This window comes from Psychrobacter halodurans, assembly GCF_017498075.1.
GTDB classification, from domain to species: Bacteria; Pseudomonadota; Gammaproteobacteria; order Pseudomonadales; family Moraxellaceae; genus Psychrobacter; species Psychrobacter celer.
Genome location: NZ_JAGBKN010000003.1, coordinates 42,196 through 58,873 on the forward strand (window position 1 = coordinate 42,196; position 16,678 = coordinate 58,873).

The following is a 16,678-nucleotide window of genomic DNA, read 5'->3' on the forward strand; positions in this document are numbered from 1 at the left end:
ATGTCAAATAGCAACTTAAATGCTCATGCAGCAATGCCGCAAAACTTGTCATCCAACAACACGCGCAATATTCCGCATTACTCAAATCAAGGCCAATACCCTGACAGCTATTATGCCGCCAGTCGTAACCCAAAACCGGACAGACCGACGCTCAAAAACGACATTCAAGCAGAAATTTGTGTGGTGGGCGGTGGCTATAGCGGCCTATCGACAGCGCTGCACCTCATCGAGACCGACCATGAAGTCGTCGTCCTCGAAGGCGCGCAAATCGGTTGGGGTGCCTCAGGGCGCAATGGCGGTCAGATCGTCAATGGCCTAAACGCCAGCCTACAAAAAATCAAAAAATCCTACGGTCAACAAAATGCTGACTTCGTCGGTCAGCTGGTGACTCGCGGTGGCCAAATCATTCGCCGGTTTGTCACTGATTATAATATTGACTGCGATTTAAAAGAAAAAAACATCTTTGCCGCCCTCAATAAAGGTCAACTAAAAGACTTACAAGAGACGCATGCCCTTTGGGAGCGCCACGGTATGCATGATCGTGAAATGCTAGACAAAAATGGCATTCAACAGCATATCAAAACCGATGCCTATGTCGGCGGCGTCATCGACCACTCAGGCGGCCATCTGCATCCACTCAACCTCGCCCTCGGTGAGGCGGCAGCAATCGAACAAGGCGGCGGCACCATCTACGAAAACACCCTAGTGGTGGATATTGAGTATGCCGATGACCACATCAAAGTCATTACCGAGTTTGGCTCAGTGACCTGTCAGCAGGCGGTACTGTGCGGCAATGCCTATCTAAATAAAGTCATTCCAAAGTTGACGGACCGCGTCATGCCGGTCTCGACGCAGATTATCGCCACCGAACCGCTAGGCGAGCTGGCCGATCAGCTGCTACCGACCGATGTCTGTGTCGAGGATGTGCGCTATATTCTTGACTACTATCGCCTCTCAGCGGACAAACGCATGCTGTTTGGCGGCGGCACGGTCTATGGCGGCCAAGACCCCGCCGATATCACCGCCAAAATCCGCCCAAATATGAACAAAATCTTCCCAGAGTTACGCGATGTCAAGATTGACTATGCGTGGAGCGGCAACTTTGCCTTGTCGTTTTCGCGAGTGCCGCAGATGGGCAAACTACATGAGCGGGTATTTTTTGCTCATGGCTATAGTGGACATGGCGTCACAGGCTCGCATCTGTTTGGACAAATACTCGCCGATGCCATCAATGGCAAAACCAAAGAGTTTGATACTTTTGCCAAAATACCTTGGATTCCCTTTCCTGGTGGCCGCGCCCTACGTGTGCCCTACTCTGTGATGGGCTCTTGGTGGTATGCGCTAAAAGACACCACAGGCCTATGATGGTATCAATCCCTTGACGTGTACTCAGCGCCTCAAGACGAGGTACTTATCAAGCGTCAGTCTTGCTTTTTAAGTCACCCGTTTTCGCGTTTGGTCTATTGCTACACCCCCTTATCATAACAACGGATTGTTGTGATAAAGCTTGGTAGAAAGTGGGTTTGCCTGCTGTCTACTGGGCGTCAATCATAAAATAGAGCTTGTTCTATCAAACAAAGTTTTACAGGGAGCGTAAGTATGAACATGAAACTCAATGATGCTGTCGAGGGGCAATATCATAACAAACGAGTCTTTCTTACCGTCATCGCCGCAGTCGCCATCTATCTGGCGTTTGCTTGGTTATCGTCCAACCACGACCCAGGCGAGTCTTGGGGCGCGTTGTCTTTATTACCCACCTTGTTGGTACTCATCACCGCTATCGTCTCTAGACGGCCATTTGAATCCATGATCGCAGGCTGTGTCGCAGGTCTTGTGATGCTCAACCCCTTCGATCTGGTATCGCCGTTTGCTGATAATATGTCGATGGTCTTGGGTAATGAGACCATTATTTGGATTATCTTAGTTTGCGGCCTGATGGGCGGGCTGATTCAGCTCCTTGAGATTAGCGGCTGTCTCGATGGCTTTAGCGAATGGCTCCAAAAAATCATCAAATCACGGCGGCAGTCTTTGCTTGCCACCTTTGCCCTTGGGGTGATTGTTTTTATTGATGATTATCTCAACTGTCTGGCAGTATCGACATCAGTCAAAAAACTGACCGATGCCTATAACGTCTCACGCGAAAAACTGGCTTATATCGTCGACTCAACCGCAGCGCCTATGTGTATCATCGTCCCTATCTCGACGTGGGCAGTATATTTTGCGGGCCTACTAGAAGAAAATGGCGTGGCAGGAGATGGTGAAGGCATCGGGCTTTATATCAGTGCGATTCCGTACATGGCCTATGCTTGGTTTGCCTTACTTATCGTGTTTTTGGTGGCGTATGGCGTCCTTGGTAATTGGGGACCGATGAAAAAGGCCGAGGCGCGTGCCAAAGCAGGCAAGCCTGTCCCAGAGGATTTTGTAGAAGAGCAGCTGGTCTCAAACGTCAAGGCCAAGCGCAAGCTATCATTTAAAGCCAATATCATGAACTTTGCCTTTCCCATGATTTTGCTGATTATCTCGACCGTTTATTTTGAGATTGATCTGCTGCGCGGGGCGTTATTGACTTGTTTTGTGACTGTTATTCTCTACTGGGTGCAGGGTATTTTGAGCTTTGAGACCCAGATGGAGGCGGTGTTTAAAGGCTTTAAAGTCATGCTCTACCCTCTCTCGACCGTCATTGGTGGGTTTTTTCTAAAAGCCATTAACGATGAGCTTGGCATGACCATGTATGTGATTGAGGCCATCACCCCTTATATGACGATTGTCATTTTCCCTGCGGTTATCTTTGCGGTCATGGCGTTTTTGACCTTTGCCACCTCATCGAGCTGGGGTCTGTACGTCCTTGCCATGCCGATTGTCTTTCCGATCTCATTGGCCTTAGGCGTCAACACCCCGCTTATGATCGGCGCGCTGCTGTCTGCCTCATCATTTGGTAGTCATGCTTGTTTCTTTAGTGACTCCTCATTACTCGCCGCCCAAGGCGCTGGCTGCTCACCCATGCAGCATGCGTTTACCCAGTTCCCTTATGCGATGCTCGGCGCGGTGTTATCTGTCATCACCTTCTTAGGTTTGGGCTTTATGATGGCATAAGCTTGGCTGCCGAGCAGGCAATATATGAGCGATACCGGTCAATATTATGTTAAGTACTGCGCGATGCAGACTGCTCGGCAAATAACGGACAGATGGGCAAGGACGCTCTGGTCGTTACCCATTATTTACCACTCTGTCGTTAGGATTGACCCTCAAGGTAAGCAATGCCTAGCGACATGGGCCAAAAATAGCTAGATTTGATACTAATCTAGATTCGATACTGACCTAGATTTGATACTGACAAGGAATAAAAATATGCGTACTGTTACCGTTGCGGCCACTCAGATGACTTGCGGCTGGGATATACAACAAAACATCGCCGCCGCCACCGACTTGGTGACCAAAGCGGCCAACGCTGGCGCCAATATTATCTTGCTACAAGAGCTGTTTGAGACGCTTTATTTTTGCCAAGTACATGACTTTGATTATTTTAAACTGGCAAGCTCAGTCGAAGATAACGCCGCTATCACGCATTTTAAAAAACTGGCCAAAGCGTTAGATGTGGTGCTACCGATTAGCTTTTATGAAAAATCGGGCAATACTTTTTTTAATAGCGTCACCATCATCGATGCCGATGGCGAGATACTGGGCACCTATCGCAAAACCCACATACCAGACGGTATCCCTTATGCCGAAAAATTTTACTTCACCCCTGGAGATACAGGGTTTAAAGTCTGGGAAACCAAGTACGCCAAGATAGGCGTCGGTATTTGCTGGGATCAGTGGTTCCCTGAGTGCGCGCGCAGTATGGCGCTGATGGGTGCCGAGATTTTGTTTTATCCGACAGCGATTGGTGATGAGCCCACACTGGGCATTGACTCAAAAGGGCATTGGCAACGCTGTATGCAGGGGCATGCGGCGGCCAACCTAATGCCTGTGGTGGCCGCAAATCGTATCGGCACAGAGACCATTCGCCAAAATACTCATGACAGCACTCTGCAGTTTTATGGTCGCTCATTTATCACCGATGGGCGCGGCGAGATTATCCAAGAAGCATCAACAGATAACCAAGAGGTCATCACAGCGACTTTTGACTTAGATAAGCTGGCAATCGATCGCCAGCAATGGGGCGTGTTTCGTGACCGTCGCCCATCGATGTACGCCACCTTGCTCACACATGGCTAATGGCATACTGGCTCATAAGACTGTCATAAGATTGCAAACTGATTTGCCTGAACCTGAGGTACGTTTATATGTCATTACCTTCCAATTTATTAATCACAGACTCTGTGCCGCAGCAAGACGGCTTTTTTATGCCAGCAGAGTTTGCGCCGATACAAAAAGTCTGGATAATCTGGCCATACAGGGCCGATAACTGGCGGCAAAACGCGGCTCCGGCGAAGGCCGCGTATGCCGATGTCGCGCGGGCGATTCGTGAGTTTTGTGACGTCGGCGTGTTGGTCAGTCCTACTGATTATCTCGCCTGCCGCGCAAGCTTAGCTGCCGATATCGAGGTCATCGCTATGCCCAGCAACGACGCGTGGGCGCGTGATATCGTGCCGACGTTTTTGCTCAATGATAAAGGTGAGCTGCGCGCTTGTGATTGGACCTTTAATGCTTGGGGCGGTGACTATGACGGTCTGTACTCACCTTGGGATGACGATGACAAACTGGCCGCACGCCTGTGCGAGTATCTAGATATCCAGCGCTATCGTACTGACGGCTTTGTGATGGAGGGCGGCGCGTTTCATGTCGATGGTGAAGGCACGCTCTTGACGACTCGTATGTGCTTGCTGAGCGCTGGACGCAATCCGCAGCTCAGCGAGCGGCAAATCGAAGACCAGCTAAAAGCATATCTGAATGTACAAAAAGTGCTGTGGCTCGATGACGGTATCGACCCCGACGAGACCACCGGCCATATCGACGATATCGCGTGCTTTGCCCGTCCCGGTGAGGTGGTTTGTCTATACACCGACAACCCTGAGCACCCCTTTTATGAGGCGACCCAAAAAGCCTACCAGCAGCTATCTGCGATGAGGGATGCCAAAGGCCGACGCTTGACGGTACATCAGCTGTGCTGCACCAAAGTACCTGTCACCCTACCCGATGACTATGAGATTGAGCAATCTGACGATGCCAAAGCGCGCCGTGCAGGCGATGTTTGTATCGCCTCGTATGCCAATTTTTTGATCTGCAATGATGCCATTATCGTGCCGCAATATGATGATGCCCATGACAGCTTGGCCATTACTCAGCTTGAAAAAATATTTCCGCAGCATCAGGTAGTAGGCGTACGTACCAAAGAGATTGTCTATGGTGGTGGTAATATCCACTGTATTACCCAGCAGCAACCCAAATGCCTTGCTTAAACAGATAAACTTAAGCGAATAGGCAAAAACCTAAACGGATTTTAACGCTAACTAAGGAATATATATGAGCGACTATCAAGTAAATAACCCAGCCACGGGCGAAGTAGAAGCCACTTATCCGGCCGCCGCTGAGCAAGACATCCAAAACGCCATTGAGCAAGCCGATAACGCTTATCAAGACTGGCGTCAAGTGTCATTTGACGAGCGCAGCGCTTTATTACACAAGGTCGCTGATCTGTATCTTGAGCGTCAAGATACGCTGGCGCGCATCGTCGCCACAGAGATGGGCAAACCCGTAGCGCAGGCCAAAGGTGAGATTGGCTTGGTGGCTGAGATTTATCGCTACTATGCCGATAATGCCGAGCAGCTACTTGCGCCAAGTACCATCGAAGTTGATAGCGGTCGCGCTTCTGTCGAGAAGCACCCTGTCGGGGCGTTACTTGGCATTATGCCGTGGAACTACCCTCATTATCAGGTCGCACGATTTGCCGCGCCAAACCTCATGGCGGGCAACACCATTATCCTAAAGCACGCGCCGCAGTGCCCCAAAACCGCAGAAGCCATCGTCGACATTCTAAAAGACGCAGGCTTGCCTAAGGGCGTCTACAACAACGTGTTTGCCACCAACGAGCAAGCCGCCACTATCATCGAAGACCCGCGCGTACAAGGCGTCTCGCTGACAGGCTCTGAGCGCGCAGGCCAAGCGGTCGCCAAGATAGCTGGCGGCGCGCTCAAAAAAGTCGTCTTAGAGCTGGGCGGCTCAGATGCGTTTATCGTCGCGGCCGATGCCGATATCGAGCAAGCCGTCAAAGGGGCAATCTCAGGGCGGTTTGGCAATACCGGACAAGCCTGTAATGCAGCCAAGCGCCTAATCATCATCGAGTCGGTCTATGACAAGTTCGTTGAGGGCTTTACCAATGCCGTCCGCGACATGACACTGGCAGACCCCCTTGATGAGCGCACCTTCATCGGCCCGATGTCCTCAAAAGCCGCCGCGACCAACTTACAAGCACAGTTAGACAGCGCCATCAAAGCCGGTGCCACGGTACTGATCGAGGGCGGGATGATCAAAGACAAACCCGGCGCGTGGTTTGCGCCTACCGTGCTGACCGATGTCGATGAATCGATGGATGTCTACCGTGAGGAGTTGTTTGGTCCTGTCGCCGTCATCTATAAGGCGCGTGATATCGAGCATGCTATCCAGATCGCCAACGACGTGCCATTTGGTCTTGGCGCTTCTATTCAGACGCAAGATGCTGACTTGGCCACTGATATCGCCGACAAGCTAGACGTCGGTATGGTGACCATCAACGCCCCTTCTGGTAGCGAAGCAAACACGCCATTTGGCGGGGTCAAACGCTCAGGGTTTGGCCGCGAGCTTGGCACGCTGGGTATCACTGAGTTTTTAAACCATAAGCTGATTCGCGACAAGTCTTAATGCACCTTGGCCACGCCCAATGACAAAACAGCAGCCTAACATAAACTGTCAGGCTGCTGTTTTGGGCGATGAGAAGCTCTCTGTTTTTAAGCTTTCTTTCTATTTTCAGAGCGGCTCTCTTTACCGATCTTAGCGTTTAGGCGGGTTATCCTTGAGCCACAGTTGGTTGACGATCTTTAATTGGCGCAACTCTTCTGCCATGATCGACTCACTGATACCAGGGTATTTGATACGAGCATAGCTATATAACACAATGCCCAGCACCGTCCAGCCAAGGAAGATCCACCACTCAATTGCAGTTAGCGCTGATGGCATGCCTGGCATATATAGCATCAACAGACCAATGCTCAGCGCAATCGTCACCATACCGACCAGCTTGCCTGCCGGTATCTTAAATGGACGTACCATATCAGGCTCGCGGTAACGCAGCACCAAAAAGGAGATCGCCACACAGCTATAAGCGATGACAATCCCAAAACCGCCCGCATCGACGATCCACACCAGCATCTTGCGACCAAATAATGGCGCAAGCGTCGCAAGACCTCCGATCAATAAGATCGCATTGGAAGGTGTCTTATACTTAGGATGCAGCTTGCCCAAAAACGCTGGCAACATATGTGCTTTAGACATGGCATAAAGTAGACGACTGCCACCGATCAAAAAGGCATTCCAGCTGGATAAAATACCCAGTACACCGCCGATAACCAATAAGATACCAGCCCACTTGCCCTGCCAAGCATTGGTCATCGCATCGGCTGTCGCAAGCGTTGAGTTCTCTGCTTGTATCAGCGGTAAAGTGGTACCCACACTCCACGCAATACCTACATACCACATCACCGCCACAATGATAGAGACAATCAAAAACTTGCCAATATTGGGACGCGTCAGGTCAATCTCTTCTGCTGCCTGCGGGATGACATCAAACCCGACAAACATAAAGGGCACCATCACGATGACGGCCATAATACCGCCGATACCAGCGATAAAGGCGGGAGCTTGTACAGAGTTTGTATTTTCAGGATTAAACAGTACCGCACCGATAAACAGTAGCGTACCGACAAATAAAATACCCAGTACCGCTGTTTTTTGGAACCATGCACTGACTTCCATACCGCGAATATTTAGCCAAGTGACAATGATCGAGCCCAGCATCCCAACGCCCACCCACGTGGCATAGACATCCCAGCCGGCGATGGTCCAAAGATAGCCTTGGTTGTAATTGGGAATAAAATACTCGACCACCGTTGGCAGAGCGACCGCTTCAAACGCCACCACCGAAAAATACCCAAATAAAATGCTCCATGAGCAGATAAAGGAGACATTTACCCCCAGCGCTCGATGCGTATAAGTATGCTCGCCGCCTGTAATCGGCATAGAAGCGGCCAGCTCAGCATACGTCACACCGATTAGTATCACGGCCAAACCGCCTATCAAAAACGCCAGCATTGCGCCCCACGTTCCTGCAGACAAAATCCAACCGCCAGCCAAGACTACCCAGCCCCAGCCAACCATAGCACCGAATGCTAAGGCAATAATATCTAGCGTCCCTAACGATTTTTTTAATTCAGACATAACCTGCTCCTTGTCTGTGTGTCATCCGTGTGAACCTCTGATGGTTACACTATTTTTTGTTTAGCGGGATAGTACCCTTCATAATTATCATATATCCCTTTTTGTCCATGCCGTCGTTTGCATCTTACTTGATAGGCAAACGACAAAAACAGCAACGGCGTCTTGACTTGCAAGGCGCCGTTATAAAAAATGTACTCAAAGCGAGTGCCATCATGGGCAATCTTGCTGTATAAACCTAGCCCTGCCAACCAAGAACACCGCTTGCTTGACAAGGGTACATCACACCATACAGGATTCAATCGTAAGCCAAGATAGATGACCACCGATTGAGTTAAAGACATAAACTAGGCGGTTAAGATATTTTTGATGATATCTAGGCCTTCTTGGAGTACTTCATCTTCGACTGTCAGCGGCACCATCACACGGATGGCATTGCCGTACATACCGCAAGAGGCAAGCAGCAAGCCTTTCTCAAAGGCTTTGGCTTTTAGATCAGCAGTTGCTGCGGCATCCGGCTTGCCATCACTATCGACCAATTCAAACGCCAACATCGCGCCTTTATAGCGGATATGACCGATAGTACTTAAATTTAAGCCTTTTAAGAAAGTTGCGATTTTATCGCCAATTTCCACACTACGCGCCAGTAGGTTTTCTTCTTCGATGACTTCCATCACGGCCAAAGCGGCCACGCAGGCAAGCGGGTTGCCAGAGTATGTGCCGCCCAAACCGCCAACTTGCGGCGCATCCATGATATCGGCACGGCCGATGACCGCAGAGATAGGATAGCCACCTGCCAAACTCTTGGCACTGGTCATAAGGTCTGGCTCAACGCCCAATTGCTCACCAGCAAACAAGGTGCCTGTACGAGCAAAACCGCACTGTACTTCATCAAAGATAAGAACGATGCCATGCTCATCACAAATCTCGCGCAGCGCTTTGGCAAATGACGGCGTCACTTGGTGAAAACCGCCTTCGCCTTGTACCGGCTCGATGATCATCGCCGCCACTTCGCTAGGATCGATGTCTGCTTGAAAAATCATCTCAAGGCTATGCAGGGCTTGGGCTTCGGTGATGTTTAGCTCTTCTGCTGGAAACAAAGCATGAAACACAGGGCCTGGCATCGGACCGAAGTTCTTTTTGTACGGCAATACTTTACCTGTCAAGCTCATGCACATAGAGGTGCGACCATGCCAGCCACCGACAAAAGAGATGATACCTGGACGCCCAGTCTTAGCACGAGCAATCTTGACGCAGTTTTCGACCGCCTCTGCGCCAGTGGTCAAAAACAAGGCTTTTTTGTCACCGCTGATGGGCGCTTTTTCGCAGAGCTTTTCGGCCAGATCGACATAGCACTCGTAGTTCATGATTTGCGCGGCGGTATGGGTAAACTTGTCTAGCTGCTCATGGACGCGCTGGGTGATTTTGGGGTGGCTGTGACCGGTGTTAAGTACAGAGATACCGCCGATAAAGTCGATATAGCGATTGCCTTCTACGTCCCAAACTTCTGAGTTTTTGGCTTTTTCTGCAAAGACAGGAAAGGCCACACCAAGTCCAGTTGGTAGGATAGCTTTACGGCGCTCGAGTAATGATTGATTGGTGATTGTCATAAGAATGTCCTTTTTCTTTCTTTTTTGCGTAGGTGCCAGATGCGTCATGGCGGTTTATGGGAAGTACAAACGATAGATGGGACGCATCACTCTGACGAGTGTCTGAGTCCCTTGAGCTGCGACGATGCCGCATTAAGATGAAATGGTTAAATAAAAAGCAGCGTACGCTAGGTGCGATTAGGCACTGACATCAGAGCACCAGTACTTGGTCACTACATACTCTTCGATGCCGTATTTTGAGCCTTCGCGGCCAAAACCTGATTGCTTGACACCGCCAAATGGGGCAACTTCCGTGGAGATAAGGCCGGTATTATGACCGATGATGCCGTACTCCAGCCCTTCTGTGACACGCCATGCGCGCGCATAGCTGCCACTATAAAAATAAGCGGCCAAGCCGTAGATGGTGTCATTTGCTTGACGGATGACATCTGCTTCATCTTTAAAAGTAAAGATAGTGGCGATGGGGCCAAAGATCTCCTCAGAGGCGATATCCATCTCAGCGCTGATATCAGTGATGACGGTTGGGTTGTAAGTCAGCTCTGAGGTGCCGTTGGTGCTGCCGCCAGTGATAAGCGTCGCGCCTTTGTCTAAAGCGTCTTTTAGCAGCGCTTGCACTTTCTCCAAAGCTTTTTTGTTGATCAACGGGCCAATATCCACGCCTTCGTCCATGCCGTTACCGACATTGAGCTCAGCGACTTTTTTGACAAACACGTCAAGAAACTTGTCTTTGATGCTCTCTTGTACATAGACGCGGTTGGCACAGACACAGGTTTGACCGGCGTTGCGATATTTAGAGGCGATTAAGCCATCAGCGGCGGCTTCTAAATCAGCATCATCAAAAACGATAAATGGGGCATTACCACCCAGCTCAAGTGATAGTTTTTTGATGGTTGGCGCGCACTGTGCCATCAAGGTACGACCCACTTCCGTAGAACCAGTAAATGACAGCTTATGAATGCGTGCATCACCGGTGAGAATATCGCCGATGGTGGAGGATTTTCCCGTGACCACTTGGATGACGCCTGCTGGGATACCTGCTTGCTCGGCCAATGCGCCAAGGGCTAGCGCCGAAAATGGCGTTTCGGTTGCAGGCTTGATGATCATGGTGCAGCCTGCTGCGAGCGCCGGTGCCGCTTTTCGGGTAATCATCGCCGCTGGAAAGTTCCAAGGAGTGATGGCCGCGCAGACGCCGACGGGCTGCTTGAGGATGACATGGCGCAATTTTGCTTGGTTGGCAGGGATGACATCGCCATAGACGCGTTTGCCTTCTTCGGCAAACCAGCGGATAAAGCTGTTGGCATAACCCACCTCACCGCGTGACTCAGTCAAAGGCTTGCCTTGCTCTGCGGTCATGATGATGGCCAAATCTTCTTTATTGGCATCGATCAGGTCAGCCCACTTTTGTAGTAGGGTGGCACGCTCTTGTGCGGTTTTGGCAGCCCAAGCGATTTGGGCGTCGTGAGAGGCGGCCACGGCATCGTTGACATCTTCAGTGGTCAAGCTTGGCACCGTACCGATAAGCTCGCCATTAAACGGATTGCTCACATCCAGCGTCTCTTCGCTGCTTGCGACATGCCAGCCGTCTTTAATCAAGCACTGCTGTTTGAGCAAGTCTGGGTTGGAGAGTGGTAACGTATGTGGCTGTTGTGACATTGTGACGCTCCTTGTCAGTGATAGAGTGCAGAAAACACTACAACTCTATCGCGGTACATAAATGACGGTCGATAACAGAGTTTATATAATCTATATAAAAAGAGTCTATATAAATAATGATTGATAACCGATTTATTGTTCAATATACTGAACAATCATTCTATATATGAGACATCATTATAAGAACGATGCCCAACCATTTGCAACCCCTATTATCATTTTCATGATAATTTATGGCGTTATTTTTTTATCACCTTCATTTTACTGACTTTTATAGGTTACTTATGAGCACAGCCGCCGTCCCTGCCTTGGACAAAACCTTTCAAATACTAGATTTGATCACCGATAGCAGCCAGCCACTGACGGCCGCTCATATTGCTAAGGCGCTGGATCTACCGCGCAGCTCCACTCACAATATCCTGCAAAGCTTGCTGGCCAAGCACGTCATCTATAAAGACAGCGACAACCGCTTTCATTTAGGCTCATATCTGATGTACTGGGCGGGCAAATACGAGCAGCAGCAAGGCGTTATTCAGTTATTCAAAGACCTTATCGTACATTACCCCATCTTGCTCCAGCATACCGTGACGTTGTCCAAGCTTGATTTGGGAGAAGTGGTGTTTTTGGCTTGTCATGAATCCCCTGCGCCGCTTGGTTTTACTTTTCGCGCGGGTGTTCGCGTGCCTGCAGTATTTTCGGCCACAGGCAAAGCCATGCTCTCCACCTTGTCGATGGACAGCATCCAATCCATCTATGCCAGCGGCTTTCCTAAACCTATCACGCCGCATGGCGTCGATAACTTTACCGATTTGTCGACCGAGCTGTCCGCCATCAAAGACAGCCGCATCTCACTTGATGATGGGCAACTGCGTGAGGGCATGTATTGTCTTGGCACCTATATCCGTAACGCCTCAGGCCATGCTATCGCTGGCATGGCGGTTAGTTTTTTGCAAGCAGAGTACGAATCCAAGCGCGCTGACGTCAGTACCGTGCTGATTGAGCTGGCCGAACAGATTGAGCAGCGTTTGGGCTTTAAAGCAGAGCCATAAACCCTCGTTTGCGTTTGGCGCAAATACTGCTACGGCGATATTTACGCTACCAATACCTGCCTGCCTCTTTGCCTTATCCATTTACTCTTTTATTTACTGTCAGTCCTTTAGCATCAGCCCTGACAAAAACGCTTGTAAATTATCATTGAGTTTTGGTAAGTAATAACCGCCCTCGACCAAGACAATCAGCGGTTTGCCTAAAGCGACCATCTTTTTTGCCAATCGCGTAAAACCTTCGGTACTCACCGCGCATCTGGCCTCTGGGTCGTCTTTGTACACATCAAACCCCAGCACATGGACGATGACATCAGGGTCGTATAGCGTCACGGTGTCGATGGCCTTATCCACATAGGCAAAAAACCCCGCTTCATCGGTGCCATGCGCCATGGGAAAATTGATATTGTAGCCATAGCCTGCGCCCCGCCCCTTTTCAAACTCGTGGCCGGTGACCGCTGGATAAAAATTGATGGGGCTACCGTGGACAGAGGTATAGAGCACATCACTACGATCATAAAATATCTCTTGGATACCCTGACCGTGATGCATGTCGGTGTCTATAATGGCGATTTTTTCGTATTTTTGCCGTAGGTACTCGGCGATGATGGCGGCGTTATTTAGATAACAAAACCCACCCGCTGCGCTCTTACGAGCATGATGACCAGGCGGCCGCGAAAAGCAAAGCTGGATATGATTGTCCGCGTGCGTTGTGTTATGTCTATCATGTGTTGTATCTTGATTGAGTAAGGCCTCAGCGGCATTGAGGGCCGTCTGCGCCGACCAATAGATAGACGTCCAAGAATGCTCACTGATGGGCGCGCTATCGTCGGCCTGGTATTTGGCGGCTTTGGCCATGATACCGATCCCTGGGTTGTCATAAGGCACAAACACACCCGTTTGCACCTGCGCGCCCAGATCCTCCTCTACTGCCAGCCACTCCTCATAGCCATGTTTGAGAAACTCAACATAACCGAAGTCATGCACGGCCAAAATAGGGCCGATACCGATATCGGTAGCGGTGGTCACCTCAAGCCCTAATGCGGCTGGCGCTTTTAGCAGCTCAGTCATCCGCTCTGGTATCTCTAGCGGCTCGTGCATCTGCCCATAAGAAAAATACGGCAAGGGCCGATGCAGGCTCAGGTTTTCGTGGCTATATATTTTCATGCTCAACACTCCTTTGTTTAACACGATTGTTCGATATTGCGGTTATATAATGCCATCAGCTTTTAGCTTGGCGATCATCTCGCTGTCATAGCCCAACTCTGCAAGCGTACTATCGGTATGTTCGCTCAGGCGCGGCGGCGGCGTACGATAACTGACCGGCGAGGCCGACAGCTTGATCGGGCTACCAAGCGCGCGCACCGGACTGCCTTGCTTGCTAAAATCGACCACCATCTCGCGGGCCAGCGCTTGCGGCATGGCTAGGGCTTCGCTGATATTATGGATCGCCCCACAAGGAATGCCTGCCTGCTCCAAAGCCGCCAACCAATATGCGCGCGGCTGCTGTGCAAACTTCTCAGCCAGCGCCTCACATAGCTCGTCACGGTGCGTCACACGGGCAGGGTTGGTCATATAGCGGCTATCTGTATGCCAATCCACACCGAGTAGCGCGCAGAGCTTGGCAAACTGACTGTCGTTACCACACGCCAAGATAAAGTGTGCATCGCCTGCCCCCGCAAACACTTGATAGGGGACGATATTGGGGTGCTGGTTGCCGAGCCTTGGTGGTATTTGGTTCGACGCCAAATGATTCATGCCGACGTTTGCCAGCATGGCTAAGGCGCTGTCTAACAGGGCCACATCGACATGCTGGCCAAGACCGGTACGCTGACGCGCCAGTAGTGCCGCTTGGATACCAATGGTCAGCTGCAGTCCTGCAAACAGATCCACCACCGCCACCCCGACTTTGTGCGGCTCGCCATCACTTGGCCCTGTGATGCTCATCAGCCCTGATAGCCCTTGAATGATATAGTCATAACCTGGACGCTTGGCATCAGGGCCTGTCTGCCCAAATCCTGTCAAGGATGCATAAATCAAGCGCGGATTGCCCTGCTTGAGACTGTCATAATCTAAGCCGTACTTTTTTAGGCCGCCTACCTTAAAGTTTTCGACAACAATATCGCTGTCAGCAGCCAACTGCTTGATGATGGTTTGACCAGCAGCGGTGGTGATATCTACGGTTAGGGATTTTTTGTTGCGATTGATGGTGGCGTAGTAGGCTGATGTGCCGTCGCTGAACTTAGGCGGTGCCCAGTGCCGTGTCTCATCACCGACATTGGGACGCTCGACCTTGATGACCTCAGCACCCAAATCCGCAAGTACCTGCGTACAAGAAGGACCTGCCAATACTCTTGATAAATCGAGCACCTTGATACCGTGCAATGCCCCTTTTGCCATCTCAGTCATAATCATCCCTTATCATTTGGTGTGCGCGTATACGCTATTTTTTATATACATACAATTGTGATGCGTCATCTCATGACCTATCGCTCCAGATAAACAAATGACGCATCGCAACTAAAAAATGTACGCCACTGCTCAGCAAGCACTAGGCCAAGCAGTAACATACATAAGATCAGCGGTACTGATTAATAAAACGCTTGCAAGCCTGTTTGCGCACGCCCCAAGATTAAGGCGTGGATATCGTGCGTGCCTTCGTAGGTGTTGACCGCCTCTAGGTTCATGACGTGGCGAATGATATGGAACTCATCAGAGATACCATTGCCGCCATGCATGTCACGTGCCACACGAGCGATGTCTAGCGCTTTACCGCAGTTATTGCGCTTGATCAGTGAAATCATCTCAGGGGCAGCGTTGTCTTCATCCATCAAACGGCCAACGCGCAGTGCCGCTTGCAAACCAAGAGCGATCTCTGTTTGCATATTGGCAAGTTTGAGCTGCACCAACTGCGTTGCGGCCAGTGGACGGCCAAACTGCTTACGATCTAGCGTGTACTGACGCGCCGCTTGCCAGCAAAAATCAGCTGCGCCCATCGAGCCCCATGCGATACCATAACGGGCTTTGTTTAAGCAGCCGAAAGGCCCTTTGAGTCCGCGGATATCTGGGAAAGCATTGGCTTCAGGGACAAACACCTTATCCATGACAATCTCGCCTGTCACTGAAGCACGTAGTGAGAACTTGCCTTCGATCTTTGGTGCTGATAAGCCTTTCATGCCTTTGTCTAAGATAAAGCCACGAATATCGCCTGCATCGTCTTTTGCCCAAACGACAAACACATCGGCAATGGGGCTGTTGGTGATCCACATTTTATTGCCGGTCAGCTCATAGCCGCCCTCAACCGCACGCGCTCGCGTCGACATAGACGCAGGGTCTGAGCCTGAATCCGGCTCGGTCAAACCAAAGCAGCCGACATACTCGCCCGTTGCCAGTTTTGGTAGATATTTTTCTCTTTGCTCCTCTGTGCCATACGCATGGATAGGATGCATGACAAGGCTTGACTGTACACTCATCGCCGAGCGGTAGCCTGAGTCCACCGCCTCTACTTCCTTGGCAATCAAACCATAAGCGACGCTCGACAGACCTGCACAGCCATAGCCTTCGATGGTGACACCTAGCAGCCCCATCTCGCCCATCTGGCGCATGATGTTGCGGTCAAAATGCTCATTGCGGTTGGCGTCGATGATATTTGGCATCAGCTCTTTTTGAAAAAACTGACGCGCACTGTCTGTCACCATACGTTCTTCGTCAGTGAGCTGGTCACGCAATAAAAACGGATCTTGCCAATCAAAACTTGGACGCGTAGATGTTGCCATGTGGGTCTCCTTGATATCGATCGTCCTGATCGATGAGTAATAATAAATGGATGGTAATAACGCTGATAACCGGACTCAACCAATTATTGACTTTTCAATTCCGCTATGCGAAACTTAGTTTCATAATATAAACTATTTAAGCAAAATTTTGTCACGCTGTAAACCTTTATCAAAAAAATGAGGCAAA

General features: G+C 50.3%; 12 protein-coding genes. 6 read left to right on the top strand and 6 right to left on the bottom strand.

Features of this window, described 5'->3' with window-relative positions; genetic code table 11:
• The 5 genes from J3491_RS02220 (at position 1) to J3491_RS02240 (ending at position 6,840) form a co-directional block, all read left to right on the top strand.
• A complete protein-coding gene (locus tag J3491_RS02220; RefSeq protein ID WP_243456047.1) occupies positions 1–1,365 on the top strand; it encodes an NAD(P)/FAD-dependent oxidoreductase in 1,365 nt (454 codons plus the stop codon).
• A gap of 234 nt (positions 1,366–1,599) precedes the next feature.
• Positions 1,600–3,093: a Na+/H+ antiporter NhaC family protein gene (locus tag J3491_RS02225; protein WP_207969065.1), complete on the top strand. Its 1,494-nt coding sequence runs from the start codon at positions 1,600–1,602 to the stop codon at positions 3,091–3,093.
• A gap of 255 nt (positions 3,094–3,348) precedes the next feature.
• Positions 3,349–4,218, top strand: a complete 870-nt coding sequence (gene aguB / locus J3491_RS02230) for an N-carbamoylputrescine amidase (protein ID WP_207969066.1) — start codon at positions 3,349–3,351, stop codon at positions 4,216–4,218.
• Positions 4,219–4,286: 68 nt separating this feature from the next.
• Positions 4,287–5,402 carry an agmatine deiminase gene (gene aguA, locus J3491_RS02235; protein WP_207969067.1) on the top strand — a complete coding sequence of 372 codons (1,116 nt, stop codon included), beginning with the start codon at positions 4,287–4,289 and terminating at the stop codon, positions 5,400–5,402.
• A 64-nt stretch (positions 5,403–5,466) separates the two neighbouring features.
• Positions 5,467–6,840 carry an NAD-dependent succinate-semialdehyde dehydrogenase gene (locus J3491_RS02240; protein WP_207969068.1) on the top strand — a complete coding sequence of 458 codons (1,374 nt, stop codon included), beginning with the start codon at positions 5,467–5,469 and terminating at the stop codon, positions 6,838–6,840.
• A gap of 129 nt (positions 6,841–6,969) precedes the next feature.
• Here the strand turns inward: J3491_RS02240 and J3491_RS02245 are convergent, their stop codons facing one another.
• The 3 genes from J3491_RS02245 to J3491_RS02255 all read right to left on the bottom strand — a co-directional run bounded on the left by J3491_RS02245 (position 6,970) and on the right by J3491_RS02255 (position 11,672).
• Entirely contained in the window at positions 6,970–8,412 is a 1,443-nt protein-coding gene (locus J3491_RS02245; protein ID WP_100749245.1) for an APC family permease, read from the bottom strand.
• Positions 8,413–8,756: 344 nt separating this feature from the next.
• Complete coding sequence (gene gabT, locus J3491_RS02250; RefSeq protein ID WP_207969069.1) at positions 8,757–10,019, bottom strand: 4-aminobutyrate--2-oxoglutarate transaminase; 1,263 nt, start codon at positions 10,017–10,019, stop codon at positions 8,757–8,759.
• 177 nt (positions 10,020–10,196) lie between these two features.
• Positions 10,197–11,672, bottom strand: a complete 1,476-nt coding sequence (locus tag J3491_RS02255; RefSeq protein ID WP_207969070.1) for an NAD-dependent succinate-semialdehyde dehydrogenase — start codon at positions 11,670–11,672, stop codon at positions 10,197–10,199.
• Positions 11,673–11,956: 284 nt separating this feature from the next.
• On the opposite strand from J3491_RS02255, the gene J3491_RS02260 reads away from it, so the two are divergent.
• A complete protein-coding gene (locus J3491_RS02260) occupies positions 11,957–12,721 on the top strand; it encodes an IclR family transcriptional regulator (RefSeq protein ID WP_100749368.1) in 765 nt (254 codons plus the stop codon).
• A gap of 99 nt (positions 12,722–12,820) precedes the next feature.
• Here J3491_RS02260 and J3491_RS02265 read toward each other — a convergent pair whose 3' ends face one another.
• The 3 genes from J3491_RS02265 to J3491_RS02275 form a co-directional block, all read right to left on the bottom strand.
• Entirely contained in the window at positions 12,821–13,882 is a 1,062-nt protein-coding gene (locus J3491_RS02265; protein ID WP_100749242.1) for a histone deacetylase family protein, read from the bottom strand.
• Between the two features lie 42 nt (positions 13,883–13,924).
• The gene (locus tag J3491_RS02270; protein WP_424108338.1) at positions 13,925–15,124 is read right to left on the bottom strand and encodes a CaiB/BaiF CoA transferase family protein; all 1,200 of its coding nucleotides are present in this window, start codon (positions 15,122–15,124) and stop codon (positions 13,925–13,927) included.
• A 182-nt stretch (positions 15,125–15,306) separates the two neighbouring features.
• On the bottom strand, positions 15,307–16,491 hold the full coding sequence (locus J3491_RS02275; protein ID WP_207969072.1) for an acyl-CoA dehydrogenase: 1,185 nt from the start codon (positions 16,489–16,491) through the stop codon (positions 15,307–15,309).
• Between the last annotated feature and the right edge of the window lie 187 nt (positions 16,492–16,678).

Bases quoted from the DNA above. Each gene is read 5' to 3' on its own strand.
- J3491_RS02275 (WP_207969072.1), bottom strand. From the start codon at position 16,491: ATGGCAACATCTACGCGTCCAAGTTTTGATTGGCAAGATCCGTTTTTA.
- aguB (WP_207969066.1), top strand. From the start codon at position 3,349: ATGCGTACTGTTACCGTTGCGGCCACTCAGATGACTTGCGGCTGGGAT.
- J3491_RS02255 (WP_207969070.1), bottom strand. From the start codon at position 11,672: ATGTCACAACAGCCACATACGTTACCACTCTCCAACCCAGACTTGCTC.
- J3491_RS02260 (WP_100749368.1), top strand. From the start codon at position 11,957: ATGAGCACAGCCGCCGTCCCTGCCTTGGACAAAACCTTTCAAATACTA.
- J3491_RS02245 (WP_100749245.1), bottom strand. From the start codon at position 8,412: ATGTCTGAATTAAAAAAATCGTTAGGGACGCTAGATATTATTGCCTTA.
- J3491_RS02265 (WP_100749242.1), bottom strand. From the start codon at position 13,882: ATGAAAATATATAGCCACGAAAACCTGAGCCTGCATCGGCCCTTGCCG.
- J3491_RS02225 (WP_207969065.1), top strand. From the start codon at position 1,600: ATGAACATGAAACTCAATGATGCTGTCGAGGGGCAATATCATAACAAA.
- J3491_RS02270 (WP_424108338.1), bottom strand. From the start codon at position 15,124: ATGACTGAGATGGCAAAAGGGGCATTGCACGGTATCAAGGTGCTCGAT.
- aguA (WP_207969067.1), top strand. From the start codon at position 4,287: ATGTCATTACCTTCCAATTTATTAATCACAGACTCTGTGCCGCAGCAA.
- J3491_RS02220 (WP_243456047.1), top strand. From the start codon at position 1: ATGTCAAATAGCAACTTAAATGCTCATGCAGCAATGCCGCAAAACTTG.
- gabT (WP_207969069.1), bottom strand. From the start codon at position 10,019: ATGACAATCACCAATCAATCATTACTCGAGCGCCGTAAAGCTATCCTA.
- J3491_RS02240 (WP_207969068.1), top strand. From the start codon at position 5,467: ATGAGCGACTATCAAGTAAATAACCCAGCCACGGGCGAAGTAGAAGCC.